Source organism: Rhizobium chutanense (assembly GCF_002531935.1).
Taxonomy (GTDB): domain Bacteria; phylum Pseudomonadota; class Alphaproteobacteria; order Rhizobiales; family Rhizobiaceae; genus Rhizobium; species Rhizobium chutanense.
In genome coordinates this window covers 417637-437347 of record NZ_NWSV01000002.1, presented here as the reverse complement: position 1 = coordinate 437347, position 19711 = coordinate 417637, and the positions used below count along the sequence as shown (strand labels likewise).

The following is a 19711-nucleotide window of genomic DNA, read 5'->3' as shown; positions in this document are numbered from 1 at the left end:
CTATCGATCCTTCGGGTCGAATGCGTCGCGCAGGCCGTCGCCGATGAAGAGCAGGCTGAGCAGCAGGGCGACGAGGAAGCTTGCCGGGAAGATCAAGAGCCACGGCATGCTTTCCATCGCGTCGGTGCCTTCCGCGATCAGCGTGCCGAGCGAGGTCAGCGGTTCCTGCACGCCGAAGCCGAGATAGGAGAGGAAGCTTTCGGTGGCGATGATTTCGGGCACCGTCAGCGCCGCGAAGATGACCACGGGGCCGACGAGGTTGGGAATGATGTGCTTGAGGATGATCTTGAACGGCCGCTGCCCGGATGCGCGGGCCGCCTCGATGAATTCCCGGTGTTTGATCGACAGCGTCTGGCCGCGCACGATGCGGGCCATGGTCAGCCATTCCAGCGCGCCGATCGCGGCAAAGAGCAGGTAGACGTTGCGGCCGAAGATCACCATCAGCAGGATGACGAAGAGGATGTAGGGAAGCGCGTACATGATATCGACGAAGCGCATCATGATCGCATCCAGCCTGCCGCCGATATAGCCCGAGATCGCGCCGTAGAGGACGCCGATGACGACGGAGACGACGGTCGCCGTCAGCGCCACGGCCAGCGAGACGCGGGTGCCGTAGAGGACGCGGGCGAGAAGGTCGCGGCCGTTCGGGTCGGTGCCGAAATAATGGCCGGTCTCGATCGAGGGCGGGATACGGAAGGCCGCCCAATCCGGATCCTCGTAGTTGAAGGGAATGACCCAGGGGCCGAGGAAGGCGGCGAGGATCAGCAGCGTCAGGACGGCTATCGACAGCACGGCCGCCTTATTGCGACCGAGACGGCGCAGCGCATCTCGGGTGAGCGAACGGCCTTCGGGCGCAAGGCCCTCCGCCTCCAGGAGCTCCTGGGCCAGCAGCTCGCGTTTTGCGGGGTTGAGGATCATCGGTTTCTCACTTTCGGGTCCAGCCAGGCATAGGCGATGTCGACCAGAAGGTTCAGGAACACGATCAGCACCATGTAGAAGATGACCGTGCCGAGAACCATGCCGTAATCGCGGTTCAGCGCTGCATTGACGAAATAGCGGCCGATGCCGGGCAATCCGAAGATGCTTTCGACGACCAGCGAGCCGGTGAGAAGGTAGCTTGCCGCCGGTCCGAGATAGGAGACGACGGGCATCAGAGCAGGCTTCAGCGCATGGCGCATCACCGTCAGCCGCGGGCCGATGCCTTTGGCCTTGGCGGTACGGATGAAGTTCTGGTTCATCACCTCGATCATCGAGCCACGCGTGATGCGCGAGATGCGGCCCGCATGCGGCAAGGCCAGCACGACGATCGGCAGGATCAGGTATTTGATCGAGCCGTCACCCCAGCCGCCGACCGGAAACCAGGCGAGGTGGATGCCGAAGATCAGCTGCAGGATCGGCGCGATCAGGAAGTTCGGCAGCACGACGCCGACCAGGATGAGGCTGCCCAGAATGTAGTCCGGCGTCTTGTTCTGATAGAGCGCCCCAAGACAGCCGACGGCGACGCCGACGATGATGGCGATCAGGAAGGCGGCCGTACCGATGGTGAAGGTGTAGGGCAGACCGATCATGATCTGCTGGGCGACCGTGAAGTCTTCACTGGCGAAGGAGGGGCCGAGATCGCCTCGCAGCAGATCGCCGACATAGATCAGATACTGCTGGATCAGCGGCTTATCGAGGTTGTAGTGGACCGCGAGGTTTTTCAGGATCACCGGCGGCAATGGCCTTTCGCCATCGAACGGGCCGCCGGGGGCAAGGCGCAAAACGAAAAAACAGGCTGTGACGGCGATCCACAAAACCGGGATCGTCGATAGCAGGCGACGGAGGGCGTATTTGATCATGGTCGTGGGCCGGTCCTTTCCGCACGGCGCGGAAAGGGCCGTTTTCCCTTACTCTTTCATCGACAGCCAGCGGGTGCGGTGGATGTCCTGAATGTTGTCGACGAAGCCTTCGATCTTCGGCGAAACGACGTTCTTCGAAACATAGTAGTAGATGGGCAGGGCGGCAGAATCATCCAGCGCCAGCTGCTCGGCCTTCTTGAAGATTGCAGCGCGCTTGGTGAGATCGGTCTCGGCGTTGCCGTCCTTGATCAGCTTGTCGTACTCGGGATTGGACCAGCGACCGTAATTCATCTGGACGCCTGTGACCAGCAGGTTCAGGAAATTATCCGGGTCGTTGTAATCGGCGAGCCAGCCGGCGCGGCCGATCTGCACGTCGCCGCGCTGCAACTGATCATAGTGTACTTTGGTCTCGGCATTGACGAGTTCGACATTGACGCCGAGCGGCTTCCACATGGAGGCGATCGCCACGGCGATGCGTTTATGGTTGTCGTTGGTGTTGTACTTGAGCTCGGCAGTCAGCGGATGATCCGGGCCGAAACCGGCTTCCTTCAGCAGCTTTTTGGCTTCTTCGACCTTGTCCTTATAGGGAAGATCTTTCCAGGAGACGTAGGCCGGCTCGCCGTAGTTTGCCGTGCCCGGCGGAACCCAGGAGTAGGCCGGCAGTTCGCCGGTGCCGAGAATCTGCGGGCCGATGACTTCACGGTTGATCGCCATGGAAAGAGCCTGGCGCACGCGCTTGTCGGCAAAGGGCGGCTTGGTCGAATTGATGACGTAGTAGTAGAGGCCGGAGAAGGGCGCCACATGCGCCTGGCCAGGCAGGTTCTTCTTCATCCACTCGTACTGGTCGGTCGGGAAGTCGGTGAGGATGTCGAATTCGCCGGCGCGGTAACGTTTCAGCGCGGCTTCCTGGTCCTCGAGCACGAAGAACTTGGCGCCGTCGATCTTCAGGTCCTTGGCGCCGTACCACTGATCGTTCTTGACCGTCGTGACATGGGAGCCGGGAACCCACTCGACCGGCTTATAGGGGCCGTTGGTGACGATATTGCCGATCTTGACCCAATCCTGCCCCTTCGCCTCGACGACATGTTTGGGCAGCGGATAGGCGGTGTAATGCATCAGGGCATTGAGGAAATAGGGGGTCGGATTTTCGAGGGTGATCTCCAGCGTCTTGTCGTCGATCGCCTTGACGCCGAGCTGGTTGAGATCGGTGATCTCGCCCTTGTTGATCTTTTCGGCATTCTTGATGGTGAACTGCAGATAGGCATAGTCGGCGGCGTTCTTCGGGTCGACGAGGCGCTGGAAGGCGAAGACGAAGTCTCCTGCCGTTACCGGCTGGCCATCGGACCACTTGATGCCGTCGCGAAGTTTGAAGGTGTAGATCTTGCCATCCGGTGAAATCGTCCAGCTTTCGGCCTGGCCGGGGACCGGATTGTCCTTGGCGTCCTCGGTGACGAGGCCTTCGAAGATGTCGCCGGCGATGCGGTTTTCCCAGTCGCCCGAAAGTTTCTGCGGATCGAGCGACTGCGGGTCGCCACCATTATGAATGTTGAGCGTGGCCGCTTGCGCCGAAAACGCCAGCAATGTGCCAAGCATTGCGGAGGCGAGAAATTTTTTCGTGAACTGGTTCATCGTGGGTCCACCTTTCTAGGCTTTGCGCCTTTATTAGACATCTGTTCCCGGTGTTTGACCTCTTACGTGCAGGTCAGTGCGCACCTTATCGCAAAGGAATCGCGTTGCAACCCCAAATCCGGCAGCTGGAAAGGGGTTGTGGACAAGCCTATATACGTCTCCCCCTTGTCGGATCGCGACGACATGTTGCGACATCGGCAGCACTTTCATAACGGCTTGATGTGGTTGTCTTTTGTTTTGTCCGCTTTAGTGTGGCGAGCGCGAACTAAAGCGCGTCGCGATCCTTCGGATTCGCTCTCTGCGCTTTAGGTTTTTGTTTTCACGCATGTCTCGGCAAAAGCGTTTCACGCTTTGCCTGGCAAAACCGCTGCACACTTTTGTGCGACATGCTTTAACCAGGAGACATAGCCGATGGCATTGCAGACGGGCGGGAATGCGGACTGGTGGCGGGGTGCGGTGATCTATCAGGTCTATCCGCGCTCGTTTCAGGACACCAACAGCGACGGGCTCGGCGATCTCAAGGGAATTACCCGCCGGCTGCCGTATATCGCCAGCCTCGGCGTCGACGCGATCTGGCTCTCGCCCTTCTTCAAGTCGCCGATGGCGGATATGGGGTATGACGTCTCCGATTATTGCGACGTCGACCCGATCTTCGGGACGATCGCCGATTTCGATGAGATGATGGCGGAGGCGCACAGGCTCGGCATCAAGGTCGTCATCGATCAGGTGATCTCGCATACGTCGGACCGGCATCCCTGGTTCGTCGAGAGCCGATCCAGCCGAACCAACCCGAAGGCGGACTGGTATGTCTGGGCCGATCCGAAACCGGATGGGACTGCGCCGAACAACTGGCTGTCGATCTTCGGCGGGCCGGGCTGGGAATGGGACGGCGTGCGCCGGCAATATTACCAGCACAATTTCCTGACCTCGCAGCCGGATCTCAATTTCCATAGCAGCCAAGTGCAGGACGCGGTACTGGAGACGGTGAAGTTCTGGCTCGACCGCGGCGTCGACGGCTTCCGGCTGGATACGGTCAACTATTATTTCTGCGACAGAGAGCTCCGAAGCAATCCGCCGCACGAGCCCGACACCAGTGATGGGGGCCTCGATGCACCCGACACCAACCCCTACGGCATGCAGAACCATCTCTACGACAAGACGCAGCCGGAAAATATCGCCTTCCTCAAGCGCTTCCGGGCGCTGCTCGACCAGTATGAGGACCGCACGACGGTCGGCGAAGTCGGCGATGGCGCGCGCTCGCTGAAGACGGTGGCCGCCTATACGAGTGGCGACGACAAGCTGCATATGTGCTACACCTTCGACCTGCTGGGGCCGGATTTCACCGCCGCGCATATTCGCGGCTGCGTCGAGGCCTTCCAGAAGGCGGTCACCGACGGCTGGGTCTGCTGGGCCTTCTCCAATCACGACGTCATGCGCCATGTCAGTCGTTTCGCACTGACCGAAGAGGAGCGCCCCGTCATCGCCAAGCTGGCGATCTCGGTGCTGGCGGCGCTGCGCGGCTCGATCTGCCTCTACCAAGGCGAGGAGCTCGGCCTGCCGGAGGCGGAGCTTGCCTTCGAGGACCTGCGCGACCCCTACGGCATCCGCTTCTGGCCGGCCTTCAAGGGCCGCGACGGATGCCGCACGCCAATGCCCTGGGAAGCCGGCAAGGCGCATGCCGGCTTCACCTCGGCCGAAAAGAGCTGGCTGCCGGTGCCTTATGAGCAGGCGGCACTTTCCGTGGATACGCAGGAGGGAAGCGACAGCTCGGTACTGCACCACTATCGTCAGACGCTCGCCTTCCGGAAGAGCCATTCGGCACTGATCGACGGCGACATGAGCTTCATCGGCACCAACCAGGATCTGCTCGTCTTCACCCGCGAAAAGGGTGGCGAAAAGCTGCTTTTCGTCTTCAACCTGACGCGCAAACCGGCGGAATTTCGCCTGCCTGCGGGCATGGTGCTCGGGGAGTCGCTTGTCATGCCCGGCTTCGAGGCGGTGGTGAGCGCGGGATCGGTGAAACTTGCCGCGCTTGATGGGTTTTGTGCGCGGATTTGACATTCACGCTGTCGTCGCGGGTCATGGATTTCAAACAGTTCTGTATTTTTTAAATTACAACTGATATGTTCATCTTGAAGCAGACGGCCACCTTCCAGAAGTGGCACAAAAAGTTGAAAGACGGAAAGGCCAAGGCAATGATTGCTTTACGCCTACAGCGTCTTGCAACCGGGCATGCCGGCGATGCCGCTCCTGTCGGCGAGGGGGTGAGTGAACTGCGTATTCACTACGGACCTGGCTATCGGATTTATTATCGGAAGCGGGGAGAAACGATCATCGTGCTTCTCTGCGGCGGTGATAAAAGTACGCAGGAAACCGATATACGGACGGCAAAGAGAATTGCCATGGAATGGAGTGACGATAATGGCTGAAGAGATTTTCGACTTCGATCCGGCTGAGTTGCTCGATTCCGACGAGGCTATCGAAACCTTTATTACCGAGGCCCTGCAGACCGGAGACGCTAAGTTCATCGCTTCTGCCCTTGGTGTCGTTGCACGCGCCAAAGGCATGAGCAAGATCGCCAAGGAAACCGGCCTTGCGCGCGAGCATCTCTACAAGGCACTCAGTGAAAATGGAAATCCCACACTCGAAACCACACTGGCGGTGATGAAGGCCATCGGGCTTGAACTCACGACGCGCCATCACGCCGTTTGAGACATCTGGCGTTCACTGAAGTTCTTCTCACAAGCGAGAGCTCCGATATCTTGCATCACCCGATCAGCGCGAACCTGTCCACGTCGACCATGCCGCGGTCCGAGATCTTCAGGTGCGGAATGACGGGCAGCGGCAGGAAGGCTAGCTGGAGGAAGGGTTCTTCCAGCGTGGCGCCCAGCGAGAAGGCAGCCTTGCGCAGATGGTGCAGGGTATCGCGGACTTTCTCGTAAGGCTCGAGGCTCATCAGGCCGGCGATGGGCAGGGCGATTTCGCCGGTGACCTTGCCGTCCTCCACCACGACGAAGCCGCCGTTGATTTCGCCGAGACGGTTAGCGGCGCGCGCCATGTCGTCCTCGTCGACGCCGACGACGCAGATATTGTGGCTGTCATGGCCGACGGTGGAGGCGATTGCGCCCTTCTTCAGGCCGAAGCCCTGGACGAAGCCGTTGGCATGGTTGCCGTTCTTGCCGTGGCGCTCGATGACGGCAACCTTGATGATGTCGTTGGCAAGGTCGACCGAAGTCTCGTTGCCCTTGGCGGGCAGGCGATAGCGGCGGTGCTCGGTAATGATCTTGCCGGGCATGACGCCGATGACGGATGTTTCGCCCTCTCTGGCCGGCACGCCGAAATGGGCGGCGTTGACGGGCCGGGCCTTGACGCTGTCGAGGCCGATCGGGGCAACCGGCCTGCGGGTGGAAAAGAGTGCGTCGGTGACGCGGCGGCCGGCGGCGAAGACCATATCGGCGCGGCAATCTTCCAGGCTGTCGAGAACCACGAGATCGGCGCGCCAGCCAGGCGCCACCAGGCCGCGGTCCCTGAGGCCGAAAGCGCGGGCGGCGGAGATCGACGCGGCGCGGTAGATCGCCAGCGGCTCGACGCCGTTGGCGATCGCCGTGCGGATCATATGATCGAGATGGCCCTGTTCGGCGATATCGAGCGGATTGCGGTCGTCGGTGCAGAGCGCGAGATAGGGAGAAAGCCGCTCGGTGATGATCGGGATTAGCGCGGCGAGATCCTTAGACACCGAACCCTCGCGCACCAGGATATGCATGCCCTTGCGGATCTTTTCCAGTGCTTCGGCTGCGGTCGTGCATTCGTGTTCTGTACGGATGCCGGCCGAGAGATAACCGTTGAGATCTTTACCGCACAGAAGCGGCGCGTGACCGTCGATATGGCCGCCTTGGAAGGCGTCGAGCTTCGCCATGCAGACGGGATCCTTGTGGATCACGCCGGGGAAATTCATGAATTCGGCAAGGCCGATGACCTTCGGATGATGGCGGAAGGGCAGGAGGCTCTCGATCGGCAGGTCGGCGCCTGATGTCTCGAGATGCGTCGCCGGCACGCAGGAGGAGAGCTGGACGCGGATGTCCATGATCGTCTCCAGCGCGGATTCGAGAAAGAATTCGATGCCGGCGGCTCCGAGCACATTGGCGATCTCATGCGGATCGCAGATCGCGGTGGTGACGCCATAAGGGAGAACGCAGCGGTCGAATTCGTGCGGTGTGACTAGCGAGGATTCGATGTGCAGATGTGTGTCGATGAAGCCCGGAACGACTATTTTCCCCGAGATGTCGATCTCGATTTCGCCCGCATAGTCGCCCGACGTGCCGACGATGCGGTCGGCGCCGATGGCGATGTCGGAGCGGACGACGTCGCCGGTGACGAGATCGAAGAAACTGCCGCCTTTCAGCACGATATCGGCAGGCACGCGGCCCACGCCTTGATCGATGAGACGTTCGAGTCTGTTGGTCATGGCACCGCTCACATTGCAACCGATTCTGGAACTTATAACCGATCTGCGGCGACATGCGATGCCACAAACGAAACCGGGCGCCTTTTGGCGCCCGGTCGCAGTCTCTCTATTTCGACTTATTCCGCAGTGACGATCTTGCCGCCTTCCCACTTGTAGAGCGAGAAGCTCTGCGAAGTGAGGTCGCCGGTTTCGCCGTAGGTGACTTTGCCGATGGCGGTCGGGATTTCCTTGCCGTCTTTCAGCGCAGCCGCGACGGCTTCCGCGTCCTCGGCGCTGCCGGCCTTCTCGATGCCGGCTTTCAGCACTTCGACGGCGGCATAGGCGTTAAGCGTGAAGGCTTCGGCCGGGATGTTCTTGGCGGCGAGCGCCTCGGCGGCAGCTTTGGAATCCGGGTTCTTGGTGGCGTCCGAGGCGTTGGTGAAGATGGTGCCGGCCGCAGCATCCGTGCCGATCGCCCAGAACTCGGTGTTGGAGAGGCCGTCGCCGCCGATGATCGTCGCGTTGGCGGCGAGGTCATGCAGTTGCCGGGCGAGCAGGCCGCCTTCCGGGTGGTAGCCGCCGAAATAGACGATGTCGACCTTTTCGGACTTGATGCGGGTGGTGAGCGCGCTGAAATCCTTGTCGCCGGGGGTGATCGCGTCATTGACGACTTCGGTGATGCCGCCGGCATTCAGCGTCGCCTTGAAGGCATCGGCGAGGCCCTTGCCGTAAGCGCCCTTGTCATTGACGATGGCGACGCGCTTGTCCTTGAAATTCTTCAGCACGTATTTGGCGGCGACTTCGGCCTGCTGGTCGTCGCGGCCGCAGGTGCGCAGCACGTTGGTGAGGCCGCGCTTGGTGAGGTCAGGCGCCGTCGCGGTCGGGGTGACCATCAGCACGCCGTTTTCAGCCAGTACGTCCGAAACCGGAATGGCGACGCCCGAGGTGACCGGGCCGACGACGAAGCGAATGCCGTCGCCGACGACCTTGTTGGCGGCGGAAACGCCCTGCTTCGGCTCGCCGGCATCGTCGGCCAATTCGAGGACGACCTTCTCGCCGAGAATCCCGCCCTTCTTGTTGATCTCGTCGACGGCGGTCTGCGCGCCGTTCTTCACCTGGTCGCCATAAGCGGCGACGGGGCCGGTCAGCGGCGCGATCAGGCCGATGGTGATATCGGCATGGGCGAGCGGCGCAAAGGCCAGCGACGCGACCAGGGTCGCCGTCAATGTCTTGAGGGTCATAGTCTGTCTCCTTGGGTGGGGTCCTTCGACCCGCGATGAGGTGCCGCGCCGGCTTTTTCCGATCATTCCACAGCCCTTCGGGCTGTGCCAAGGACGATCGACAAGGGCGCGATCAGCGAACCTGCCGGCCATGTTTGACTCGGGGAGGCTCATGAAGGATTTCTAGGAATTTTGACGGGATTTCGCAAGATCATAACAAAATGGAAGAGAAATCGGGTCGATTCGGCCGAAAACTCGATCGAAATGGTTGTCTTCGTCGTGGTTTGTCGACTTTTGAGGCCGAGCCGCCAAGCGCAAGCTCTCATCGAGAAGGAAACACCGAATTCGTTCGGCTTCTTTATGTCTCGCATTAACCGTTAATTCGGTGGATTGTAGTAGAAGCATGCAACACGCAAATGGTGCTGCGCTGCAAACGAAAGCTACACGAATTACAAAGACGTATCGGGACTAGAGATCTGAATGCTCAAGCGTATCGACGCCAGCCAGGTGCGTATCGGAATGTTTGTGGAGGCTATCGAGGGCCCGTGGCAGGATCCGCTTTTGTCGAAGCGCAGATTTTCCATTCGTCGTGAGCTCGACGCCGCAAAAATTCGGAAGTGCGGCACGGCCATCGTCGTCATCAACACCAGCAAGGGCCTCGATACCAATGGCCTGCCGGGTCGTGACATCGAGATCGATAGCAAGGCGGCGCGGGAAACCGTCCAGAAATCCGTGCAGATGCTCGAGGAGGTTTTCGGCCGGGTGAAAAACGGCGAGGGAATCACCTTCGAGCAAGTGGCGCCGGTGATTTCTTCCGTCTCCAAGTCGATGGATGAGAACCCTTCCGTTTTCCTGAGCGTGACGCGTCTGAAATCAAAAGACGAAGTGACGTTCCTGCATTCGATTTCGGTGAGCGCGCTGATGATCCTTTTCAGCCGTCATCTCGCACTTGATGAGGCTACGGTTCAGATGCTCGGTACCGCCGGGTTGCTGCATGATGTGGGCAAACTCGAAATCCCGCTGGAGATACTTACCAAGGAAGGGCGCCTGGAAGAGGATGAGATGAGCTTGATGCGGAAGCACCCGGAGCAAGGACACGCGATCCTGTTGCGGCAGGAGGGCCTGTCTGACATTGTTCTCGACGTCTGCCTCAATCACCACGAACGCACCGACGGCAGGGGTTATCCGCGTGGGCTGTCCGGCAGCGCGATCAGCTTGCATGCGCGTATAGCGACGATCTGCGATGTTTATGACGCCGTGACCTCGGTGCGGCCTTACAAGGCGCCATGGAGTGCCAGCGATGCGTTGAAATGGATGATGGGCGTTGAAGGGCACTTCGATCGCCGGCTCCTGAAGAAATTTGCCCTGTGCCTTTCCATCGCCTCGGTGACCTGAATTTTTCTTCATTCTCGGAAAGCGAAAGCCCGCAAGGACGAAGTCCCCGCGGGCTGTTGTATCGAGCTTTCAGCGCGAACTTCAGATGTTGTTCTGCAGGATGGTCCGCAGCTTGCCGAACAGCTCGTCGATGTGGTGCTTCTCGATGATCAGCGGCGGGGAGAGTGCGATGATATCGCCGGTGGTGCGGATCAGCAGGCCGCTTTCATAGGCTTTCAGGAAAGCGGTGAAGGCGCGCTTTGTGGGTTCGCCGGCGATCGGATCGAGTTCGATCGCGCCGATCAGGCCGGTATTCCTGATGTCGATGACATTGGGGCAGTCTTTCAACGAATGCAGCGCGTCGGCCCAGTAGTCCGAAAGCTCGGCAGCGCGTGTCAGCAGCCCTTCTTCCTTGTAGGTGTCGAGCGTGGCAAGCGCGGCAGCGGAGGCAATCGGATTGCCGGAATAGGTATAGCCGTGGAAGAACTCGATCATGTGCTCCGGGCCGTTCATGAAGGCATCATGGATCTCGGAGGTGACGAAGACGGCGCCCATCGGAATGACGCCGTTGGTCAGGCCTTTGGCGGCGGTGATCATGTCGGGCTTGACGTCGTAATATTGCGCGGCAAAGGGGGCGCCGAGGCGGCCGAAGCCGGTGATGACCTCGTCGAAGATCAGAAGGATGCCGTGCTTGGTGCAGATTTCGCGCAGCTTCTGCAGGTAGCCTTTCGGCGGGATCAGCACGCCGGTGGAGCCGGCCACTGGCTCGACGATGACGGCGGCGACGGTGGAGGCGTCATGCAGGGTGACGATCCGCTCCAATTCGGTGGCGATATCGCCACCATGCTCGGGCTCGCCGCGCGTGAAGTTGTTCTTGCCGGGCTGGTGGGTGTGCGGCATGTGGTCGACGCCGGTCAAAAGCGTGCCGAACATCTTGCGGTTGGTGACGATGCCGCCGACGGAGATGCCGCCGAAATTGACGCCGTGATAGCCGCGTTCGCGGCCGATCAGGCGGAAGCGTGCGCCATTGCCTTTCACGCGGTGATAGGCAAGCGCCACCTTGAGTGCGGTCTCGACGGATTCGGATCCGGAATTGGTGTAGAGAACGTGATCCAGGCCTTCCGGCGCAATATCGACCAGGCGGTTGGCCAGCTCAAAGGCCTTGGGATGGCCAAGCTGGAAGGCCGGCGCGTAGTCGAGTTCACCGGCCTGCTGGCGGATCGCCTCGGTGATCTTCGGGCGGCAGTGGCCGGCATTGACGCACCAGAGGCCCGCCGTGCCGTCCAGCACCTGGCGGCCGTCATGCGTCGTGTAATACATGTCCTTGGCGCCGACGAACAAACGCGGCTCCTTCTTGAACTGGCGGTTTGCCGTAAACGGCATCCAGAAGGCGCGAAGATCGTTCGGTGCATTGAGGCGATTGGACATGCTGTTCTCCTGGCCGCTGACGGCCCGTTTCCGGGGCTTCACGCCCATATTTTGACTGTCCGGTCAAATTATCAGGGCTTCCCAAGGCGTCAACGGGAAAAGTCCCGAAGCTTGCTTCCCGCAGGAGGCTCAAATTGCTTCGGTTCGCCGCGCCAATAACGGGTGAGGGGACGTCAAAATAAAGGTACGACCGGCAAATGTGAATTTGCCGGTCGTACGAAAGGTTCAGGTGCTGAAATATCGTTGCCGTGCCTCCGGGAACATTCCCTTACGCCACGGCATCGTGCCGACATTCATGTCAGCGCTATCATCATGCCGCGGATCTGTTCCTGCTCTGCACGAGGTAGATGTCTTCGAGCGTCGCCAGGATCTTCATCACCGATTCGGAGGTGCTCGAATAATAGATGGTTTGCGCGTCTCGGCGGGTCTTGACCAGCTTTTGAGCGCGTAGCTTCGATAGATGCTGAGAGAGAGCCGACTGGCTGAGGCCGACCTGCGTTGCAAGCGCGCCGACGGCCACTTCGCCCTTCACGAGGCTACACAGGATCAGCAATCTCTTGGGGTTGGCCATGGCCGACAATAACGCTGCCGCCACATTCGTGTGCTCGGCCAAATCAGTGGTTTCCATATTTATCTTCCTAATGCGAAACGTACATCACGTGTGTTGGCATAGGCCCCTTGCCGCGATTTTCACCCACGCCTAAAAACTAGCAACTAGGGTCGAAGATTGTATATACCTAAATTTAAGGTATCGAGTATGCTATTTTAGATATGTTTGAACAAATGTGATCGGCCTCCTCAGCGAGGGTTTCGAATTCATATCGCAACAGAAAATCGCCGGAAATGAGGTCGAAACCTGAGGAATCGATACCACAAATGCGCCAGGAAGCCGATTTCGGCGCGTTTAACCTTCTAGCGAGCGTCTCGGCCACGTCAGGGTGGCGTTCTACTAAATCTCGCACTGCTTCCGCTGCTCCGGCGGCGATTTCCTCATTCGCGGCGGATTGGATGACGAGATCGTTCCCACCGAGTTGGTAGGCGCGGCCGAAGCCGCCATTGAGGCTGGCCAATTCCGGTTTGAGACGGAAGAAGAGGAAATCAGGAAAATCGATATAAAGCTTCGCCTTGGTATGGCGAGCGAGAAAACGCGTGCGGATGCGCTCGTAGAATGCGTGGCCGCGCTCGACCGGTTCCGCCAGGCATTGGGTCGTCAGACGGGGGTAGGCGAGAGGATCGCCCTTGCCGGGCTCGCCGGTGAGCAGCGAGGCGCGCGCGTCCCTGGCGAGCGCTCTCGTATGGGCTGACAGCTTCGAAACGAGAATGATGGGAGTGCCGTCAATATCGGTGGCGACGAGCACGCGGCTGGCTAAGGGAAAGCCGGTCTCGGGGTCGAGAACGGCAAGCGCCGCGTGCCGCGCAGAGCGCAGCAGCACGCGGGCGAGTCTGCGGGCCTCGTCGTCGGTTTCACGTATGGGCGAGGGCTGTTCCTTCATATCCGCTTTGTGGCAAAGCGGATCGAAAACATCAAGCGTCCTCCTTGCGGCGATGGCGGGTGAGACCGGCGACAATATCCTGGGCGGTGATGGTGCCGATGACCGCGCCGTTTTCGACGATGCCGATGCTGCCCGGCTGGCGGGCGAGTACGTCGAGGACATCGACGAGCGGGGTGGCGGCGCGGGCCGTGGCGCTGACGCTGATGCCCGCGGCGGTCTGGCCGAGGCCGGGCTGCATCACGTCGGCCGCCGTCAGCATGTTGATCGGATTGAGATGCTGCACGAAATCCGCGACATACTGGTCGGCGGGGTTCTTGACGATGTCGTGCGGCGTCCCGCACTGGATGATGCGGCCGCCCTCCATGATGGCAATGCGGTTGCCGATGCGGAAGGCCTCGTCGAGATCGTGGCTGACGAAGAGGATGGTCTTCTTCAGCCGCCTCTGGAATTCAAGGAGTTCGTCCTGCAGGCGGGTGCGGATCAATGGGTCGAGCGCCGAGAAAGGCTCGTCCATGAGCAGAATCGGGGCGCCGGTGGCAAAGGCGCGGGCAAGCCCGACGCGTTGCTGCATGCCGCCGGAGAGTTCGTTGACCTTGCGATCCGCCCATTTCGTCAGGTTGACGAGTTCGAGCTGCTCGCCGACGCGGACCTTGCGCTCGGCCTCCGACATGCCGGCGAGCTCTAGCCCGAAGCCGACATTCTCCGCGACCGTGCGCCAAGGCAGGAGGGCGAACTGCTGGAACACCATGGAGACGGTGTGGGTGCGCAGGTCCCGCAACGCCTTGGCATTGCATTTATAGGGATTGACGGGACCGGTTGTCGTGGAAACCGACACGTCGCCGCGCACCACGGGGGCGAGCCCGTTGACGGCGCGCAGCAGTGTCGACTTGCCTGAGCCGGAAAGGCCCATCAGCACCAGGATCTCTCCTTCCTCGATGGTCAGCGAGGCGTTGGCGACGCCGAGCACCAGGCCTGTGGCGGCGCCGATTTCGTCGCGCGTTTTGCCCTGGTCGACCATGGCAAGGGCTGTCTCCGGCCGATCGCCGAAGATGATGCTGACATCCTTGAAACTTACCGCGGTCATGCGCCGTCTCCTTCACCCGCCGTGCGGAACATACGGTCGAGAATGATCGCCAGGATGACGATGCAAAGACCGGCTTCGAAGCCTTTCGCGACATTGACGGTGTTCAACGCGCGCACGACAGGCACGCCAAGACCATCGGCGCCGACGAGAGCGGCGATGACCACCATCGACAGCGACAGCATGATGGTCTGGGTGAGGCCCGCCATGATCTGCGGTGCCGCGAAAGGGAGCTCGACCTTGCGCAGTACCTGCATTGGCCGCGCGCCGAAGGCGACGGCGGCCTCGACGAGGGAGGGCGGAGTCGAGATGATACCGAGGCGCGTCAACCGGATGGGGGCCGGGATGGCGAAGATGACGGTCGCGATCAAGCCCGGCACCATTCCGAGGCCGAACAGGATCAGCGCCGGGATCAGATAGACGAATGTCGGTATGGTCTGCATCAGATCGAGCGCGGGGCGCATGGCGGCGTAGATCCAGGCCCGTCGGGCCGCTGCAATGCCAAGCGGAATGCCGATCACCATGCTGACGAAAGTGGAGGCGAGCACGAGAGCGAGCGTCTCCGTCGTTTCCTTCCAATAGCCCTGGTTCATGATCAGCAGCAGGCCAAGACAGGTGAAGAGGGTGACAGCGATCGACCGACGCAGCCAGAAAGCGATGGCGGCGATGGCGGCGATGACGATCAGCGGGTGCGGCTTCTGCAGCACGAATAGCAGCCCATCAATGACGTGCGACAGCAGGGAGGCGAGCTGGTCGAAGAACCACGCGCCGTTCGAGGTGAGCCAATCCACGAAGGACTTGGCCCAGGGGCCGATGGGAATCTTAAAGTCGGTGATCCAATTCAAGGGGCGCGCCTATCCAGAAAAAATCAACAATGGACAAAATGAAACGGGGCGGCGAGCCGCCCCGTTCACATCATCAAAGGCCGAGGCCGGTCTTGGCGGCCGCTAGCGCATCGCCCTTGCCGTCGCGGGTCTTGACGCCCGCAAGCCAGGGCTCGAGCGCAGAAGGATTGGCCTTCAGCCATTCGGAAGCGGCGGCCTCCGGCTCCTTGCCGTCGTCGAGGATCTTGCCCATGATCTGGTTCTCCATGTCGAGGGAGAAGGTCAGGTTCTTCAGCATCGCGCCGACATTCGGGCATTCGCCGAGATAACCGGCGCGGACATTGGTGTAGACTTTGGCGCCGCCGAAGTCGGGACCGAACACGTCGTCGCCACCGGTGAGGTAGGTTAGCTTGAAATTGGTGTTCATCGGATGGGGTTCCCAGCCGAGGAAGACGACGGGCTTTCCTGCTTTCTCGGCGCGAGCGACCTGCGCGAGCATGCCCTGTTCCGAGGATTCGACGACTTCCATATCCTTCAAGCCGAAGGTGTTCTTTTCGATCAGATCCATGACGAGGCGGTTGCCGTCATTGCCGGGTTCGATGCCGTAGATCTTGCCGTCGAGATCGTCCTTGTGGGCGGCGATGTCCTTGAAGTCCTTGATGCCCAGTTCCGCGCCCTTGGCGTTGGTGGCGAGCGTATACTTGGCGCCGACGAGGTTGGGGCCGAAGGATTCGACCGACTTGTCGTCGAGATAGGGACGGACGTCCTTTTCCTGCGTCGGCATCCAGTTGCCGAGGAAGATGTCGATGTCCTTGTTCTTCAGCGAGGTATAGGTGACCGGCACCGAGAGAACCTTGACGTCGGTCTGATAGCCGATGCTCTTCAGGACGACGGATGCAGTAGCCGTGGTGGCGGTGATGTCAGTCCAGCCGACATCCGAGAAGTGGACGGTGGAGCAGCTGTCGGGATCGGCGGCGAAAGCGGCTGTCGCGACAGAGAGGGCGGCGATGGCAGTTGCAGTGACGAGTTTGAATGCGCTTGTTGTTTTCATTTTAGACTCCCAGTCTTTAGGTCCCCAAGCCAATCACCAATAGCCCAGTTTGACAAGCGACCTCAGTGTGTTTGCGTCGTATCGACGGGTGCGATTGCGACGTCGGCAGATTTTTCGCGGTACGCTGTTTTCAGAGCTTTCGGCGGTTTTTGAGTACGGATTCCTGTGATTATCGCGATCACGGGGCTTTCCTTTGCCATTCCGAGCTCTCAATAAGCCGATCAAGGAGAGATCGGATGGCAAAACTCTATTTCAACTACTCCACGATGAACGCCGGCAAGTCGACGATGCTGCTGCAGGCCTCCTATAATTATCAGGAACGCGGCATGCGCACGGTGCAGCTGATTGCCGCTTTCGACGAGCGCGCCGGCCGCGGCGTTATCGGCTCGCGGATCGGGCTGGAGGCGAGCGCCATTCCCTTCGAGCCGGACGAGGACCTGTTCCGGCTGATCGCGACACTGAGCGAAGAAGGGGCGCCGATCGCCTGCGTCTTCGTCGACGAGGCGCATTTCATGACGCCTGTCCATGTCTGGCAGCTTGCCCGCGTTGTCGATAGGCTCGGTATTCCCGTGATGGTCTACGGGCTGAGGACCGATTTCCAGGGCAAATTGTTTCCAGCCTCGCAGGAACTGTTGGCGATCGCCGACGAAATGCGCGAGGTGCGCACGATCTGTCACTGCGGGCGCAAGGCGACGATGGTGGTGCGGCTCGACGCGGCGGGGGACGTGCTGCACGAAGGCGCGCAGATCGACGTCGGCGGCAATGAGAAATATGTCTCGCTCTGCCGCAGGCATTGGGATGAAGCGATGAACGGGGCCTGGATCGCCGAGCCGGTCTGAGACCTGGAACGCCTCTGTTTTATTTGGCGCGGCAAACGGTGCGCTCCTATTTTACGCAATGGCGGACGGAAAACCGCTTCGCACTTTTCCCCGAATTGCTCTAGCTTGGCGAGTACGAGATTCCCTGGAGAGCCTGGTGCGCAAACCTCCGCCATTCGATAGCCAGTACGAAGCCGCAGGCGGCCTTGCCGAGAAGATTGCGGCCGACGGAGCCTATTGCGTGGCCCGCATCCGTGCCTTTGACGGCGACGAGACACGGTCGGCCGACGAGATCTTTCTCGAACAGAATGACCGGTTCCAGGCCCATATCGCCGATCATGCGGCGTTGGATGCGCTGCTTGCCGAACTGGTCTTTTTGCTCGACCGGATGACAGCCGAGGTTTCGGCCGATCTCGACAGGTTCCGCGGCCTGACGGTGCGCGAAAAAATGGCCGGCTGGACCTCGCGGCAGCGGATGTGGCGCATGTACACTGAACGCGTGCGCGAGGCGCCGGTCGTCGAACGGCTGCTCGACCTTTTGGCGAAATCGGATGCGCTCGCCGGGCTGATCGCCGGCCAGCGCAGTTCGATCATCGAATGTCACAAGGCAGCCGAACGCGGCCTCGTCGATATCGTCGAGCAACGGCGGCGGCTGGTCGATTCCATCGATATCGCCCGCCTCAAGATGAAGGAGCTCAACGCCAAGGCGCTGACGACCCAGGGCCGGATCGGCGTCTACGGCAACAGGGCGCATTGGGAACAGATGGAGGCAGACCGGCGGGCGCTGAAGGCGGAAGCCGAGCGCATTTCGGCCGAGGAGCACGAGATGCGCGACGACAGCCAGCGGCGCGAGCGCTTCATCGGCCTGTTCCAGGCCTTTGTCGATTCACTGAACGGCCGAATTGCCGCCTGCAATGTGCTGCTGCGCAAGCTGATGATCGACGTCGAGGAGCGGCTGATCATCTACCAGGCGCAGGTCGACACCGACCGGCCGGGCATGAAGATGCGGATCAAGCCGGAACTCTTTCCCGATATCGCCCCGCCGATCAGGCTGTTCGAGAAAGGCATGCTGGTCGCCCAGGATCTGGAGCGGCGCAAAGGTCGCGCTGATCTCGAATGCGCCGGTAGGTTTCCGACCTATGCCGAACCGCCGGAATCATCGGGAACGCCTCTGATCGACACGGCGCGCAGGTCATTCCGTTTCAGCCTGCCTTTCCTGCGTTCCTGAGCCGCACGGTGCGGTTCGCGCGCTTTTGCGCGACGCGCTCTTCCGGAAAATCGAAGCGCTCGTGTTGTGCTCGGCCCATCCAGCGCATATGTGATGCAAAGGGCCGAAATGTCCTGATGTTCGCCTCGCCTGACAGGAGACGACGATGCTTGACCGGATAGCCGGTTTTTTCAGACTGATCGGTCAAAAGATCGGTCGCTTGGCCCGCCTGTTTTCCGCCTGGGCCTTCTGGCCCTTCCTTGCTGCGCATGGCTGGTATCAGCGCCGGAGCTGGATGATCCGGCTGCCGGTTATCGCACTCGTGGCGCTCTTCGTCGTGCTTTACGGATATTTCTTCTGGCAGACGCAGGTCTGGACGAATTTCAACACCGCCTTCGTCGACCAGTACCGGCTTTCCGAACGCAAGGTTCCCGCCGGACAAGAGCTGCTTGCGGCCGAGGGAGCCGGAACGGCCTCCGCCAAGACCTGCCAGCGCTCGGCCATCGTCGACGTCACGGCCGACCTGACCGATTTCAATGTCAACCAGAACGCATGGATATCCTCCATGCTTCTCTACAAGGCGGGCTTCTTCGGCATCGACTGGGATCATACGCCCTTCCTCGATAACAAGGCCTCGTTCCAGCGCGGCATCAACCAGGCGGTCCGCCGGACGTCGGCGGAGCTTGTCGATACGCTCGGGCGCGTGCGCGGCACGTCGGGCATCAACAACGATCTGCAGCGCGCGCGTGGCAATCTGCAGTTCGACGAATACAGCTGGTATTTCGGGCTCAATCCCTTCGGCCCGAAGACACCGACGCCTTCCTTCTATCGCACAGCAATCGGAGACCTGCGCAAGTTCAACACCGATCTCGCCGCCTGCAACGCTATTTTCGATGGCCGCGCCGACAACCTGATGCAGTTCATCGACCGCATCGCCAACGATCTCGGCAGCACCTCCGACATGCTCGCCGAACGCTCGGAGCACCATAATCGCGGCTGGTTCGATACGCGTGCCGATGACCGGTTCTGGTTCGCCTACGGCCAGCTCTATGCCTATTACGCCATCCTGACCGCTGCGCAGGCGGATTTCTCGCAGGTGGTGCAAGAGCGTAATCTCGGCGCGATCTGGGGCGGCACGACGCGGCAGTTCCAGGCAGCACTGCGTATTCAGCCGGCGATCATCTCGAACGGGCGCGAGGATGGGTGGATCATGCCGAGCCACCTCGCCACCATGGGCTTCTATATTCTCAGAGTACGCTCGAACCTGGTGGAAATCCGATCGGTGCTCGATCGCTAAGCATTCT

Annotated in this window: 18 protein-coding genes; 7 read left to right on the top strand and 11 right to left on the bottom strand. The window is 60.6% G+C overall.

Translation table 11 applies throughout. The annotated features are described in order from the left end of the window. From CO666_RS04700 to CO666_RS04690, 3 genes are read right to left on the bottom strand one after another with little or no spacing between them, the layout of a single operon-like run. The gene (locus CO666_RS04700; protein WP_097610959.1) at positions 1 to 918 is read right to left on the bottom strand and encodes an ABC transporter permease; all 918 of its coding nucleotides are present in this window, start codon (positions 916 to 918) and stop codon (positions 1 to 3) included. Then, complete coding sequence (locus CO666_RS04695; protein WP_097610958.1) at positions 915 to 1838, bottom strand: ABC transporter permease subunit; 924 nt, start codon at positions 1836 to 1838, stop codon at positions 915 to 917. The genes CO666_RS04700 and CO666_RS04695 overlap by 4 nt, the downstream gene beginning before the upstream one ends. Before the next feature lie 48 nt (positions 1839 to 1886). Further along, positions 1887 to 3467, bottom strand: coding sequence for a peptide ABC transporter substrate-binding protein (locus tag CO666_RS04690; protein ID WP_097610957.1), 1581 nt, complete (start codon positions 3465 to 3467; stop codon positions 1887 to 1889). Positions 3468 to 3878: 411 nt separating this feature from the next. Between CO666_RS04690 and bglA the strand changes: the two genes are divergently transcribed. The 3 genes from bglA to CO666_RS04675 all read left to right on the top strand — a co-directional run bounded on the left by bglA (position 3879) and on the right by CO666_RS04675 (position 6179). After that, entirely contained in the window at positions 3879 to 5525 is a 1647-nt protein-coding gene (bglA, locus tag CO666_RS04685; protein WP_097610956.1) for a beta-galactosidase BglA, read from the top strand. Positions 5526 to 5590: 65 nt separating this feature from the next. Further along, on the top strand, positions 5591 to 5896 hold the full coding sequence (locus tag CO666_RS04680; protein ID WP_097610955.1) for a type II toxin-antitoxin system RelE/ParE family toxin: 306 nt from the start codon (positions 5591 to 5593) through the stop codon (positions 5894 to 5896). Beyond that, positions 5889 to 6179, top strand: a complete 291-nt coding sequence (locus tag CO666_RS04675) for an addiction module antidote protein (RefSeq protein WP_097610954.1) — start codon at positions 5889 to 5891, stop codon at positions 6177 to 6179. Before CO666_RS04680 ends, CO666_RS04675 begins: the two co-directional genes overlap by 8 nt. Before the next feature lie 55 nt (positions 6180 to 6234). Here CO666_RS04675 and ade read toward each other — a convergent pair whose 3' ends face one another. After that, positions 6235 to 7932, bottom strand: a complete 1698-nt coding sequence (gene ade, locus CO666_RS04670) for an adenine deaminase (RefSeq protein ID WP_097610953.1) — start codon at positions 7930 to 7932, stop codon at positions 6235 to 6237. A gap of 116 nt (positions 7933 to 8048) precedes the next feature. Next, the gene (locus tag CO666_RS04665) at positions 8049 to 9152 is read right to left on the bottom strand and encodes a branched-chain amino acid ABC transporter substrate-binding protein (protein ID WP_097610952.1); all 1104 of its coding nucleotides are present in this window, start codon (positions 9150 to 9152) and stop codon (positions 8049 to 8051) included. 459 nt (positions 9153 to 9611) lie between these two features. Between CO666_RS04665 and CO666_RS04660 the strand changes: the two genes are divergently transcribed. After that, on the top strand, positions 9612 to 10526 hold the full coding sequence (locus CO666_RS04660) for an HD-GYP domain-containing protein (protein ID WP_097610951.1): 915 nt from the start codon (positions 9612 to 9614) through the stop codon (positions 10524 to 10526). An 81-nt stretch (positions 10527 to 10607) separates the two neighbouring features. Here the strand turns inward: CO666_RS04660 and aptA are convergent, their stop codons facing one another. From aptA to CO666_RS04630, 6 genes are all read right to left on the bottom strand, one after another. Next, positions 10608 to 11933: an omega-aminotransferase AptA gene (aptA, locus tag CO666_RS04655; RefSeq protein WP_097611035.1), complete on the bottom strand. Its 1326-nt coding sequence runs from the start codon at positions 11931 to 11933 to the stop codon at positions 10608 to 10610. Between the two features lie 310 nt (positions 11934 to 12243). Then, complete coding sequence (locus tag CO666_RS04650; protein ID WP_097610950.1) at positions 12244 to 12561, bottom strand: ArsR/SmtB family transcription factor; 318 nt, start codon at positions 12559 to 12561, stop codon at positions 12244 to 12246. A 115-nt stretch (positions 12562 to 12676) separates the two neighbouring features. Then, the gene (locus CO666_RS04645) at positions 12677 to 13426 is read right to left on the bottom strand and encodes a HugZ family pyridoxamine 5'-phosphate oxidase (RefSeq protein ID WP_097610949.1); all 750 of its coding nucleotides are present in this window, start codon (positions 13424 to 13426) and stop codon (positions 12677 to 12679) included. Positions 13427 to 13457: 31 nt separating this feature from the next. Next, positions 13458 to 14510 carry a choline ABC transporter ATP-binding protein gene (gene choV, locus CO666_RS04640; protein WP_097610948.1) on the bottom strand — a complete coding sequence of 351 codons (1053 nt, stop codon included), beginning with the start codon at positions 14508 to 14510 and terminating at the stop codon, positions 13458 to 13460. Further along, the gene (gene choW / locus CO666_RS04635; protein WP_097610947.1) at positions 14507 to 15352 is read right to left on the bottom strand and encodes a choline ABC transporter permease subunit; all 846 of its coding nucleotides are present in this window, start codon (positions 15350 to 15352) and stop codon (positions 14507 to 14509) included. Before choW ends, choV begins: the two co-directional genes overlap by 4 nt. A gap of 73 nt (positions 15353 to 15425) precedes the next feature. Continuing rightward, positions 15426 to 16382 carry a choline ABC transporter substrate-binding protein gene (locus CO666_RS04630; RefSeq protein WP_097610946.1) on the bottom strand — a complete coding sequence of 319 codons (957 nt, stop codon included), beginning with the start codon at positions 16380 to 16382 and terminating at the stop codon, positions 15426 to 15428. A 236-nt stretch (positions 16383 to 16618) separates the two neighbouring features. Between CO666_RS04630 and CO666_RS04625 the strand changes: the two genes are divergently transcribed. From CO666_RS04625 to CO666_RS04615, 3 genes are all read left to right on the top strand, one after another. Further along, entirely contained in the window at positions 16619 to 17221 is a 603-nt protein-coding gene (locus CO666_RS04625; RefSeq protein ID WP_097610945.1) for a thymidine kinase, read from the top strand. Between the two features lie 136 nt (positions 17222 to 17357). Further along, positions 17358 to 18428: a hypothetical protein gene (locus CO666_RS04620; protein WP_097610944.1), complete on the top strand. Its 1071-nt coding sequence runs from the start codon at positions 17358 to 17360 to the stop codon at positions 18426 to 18428. 145 nt (positions 18429 to 18573) lie between these two features. Then, entirely contained in the window at positions 18574 to 19704 is a 1131-nt protein-coding gene (locus tag CO666_RS04615) for a DUF2333 family protein (RefSeq protein WP_097610943.1), read from the top strand. Positions 19705 to 19711: the final 7 nt, after the last annotated feature.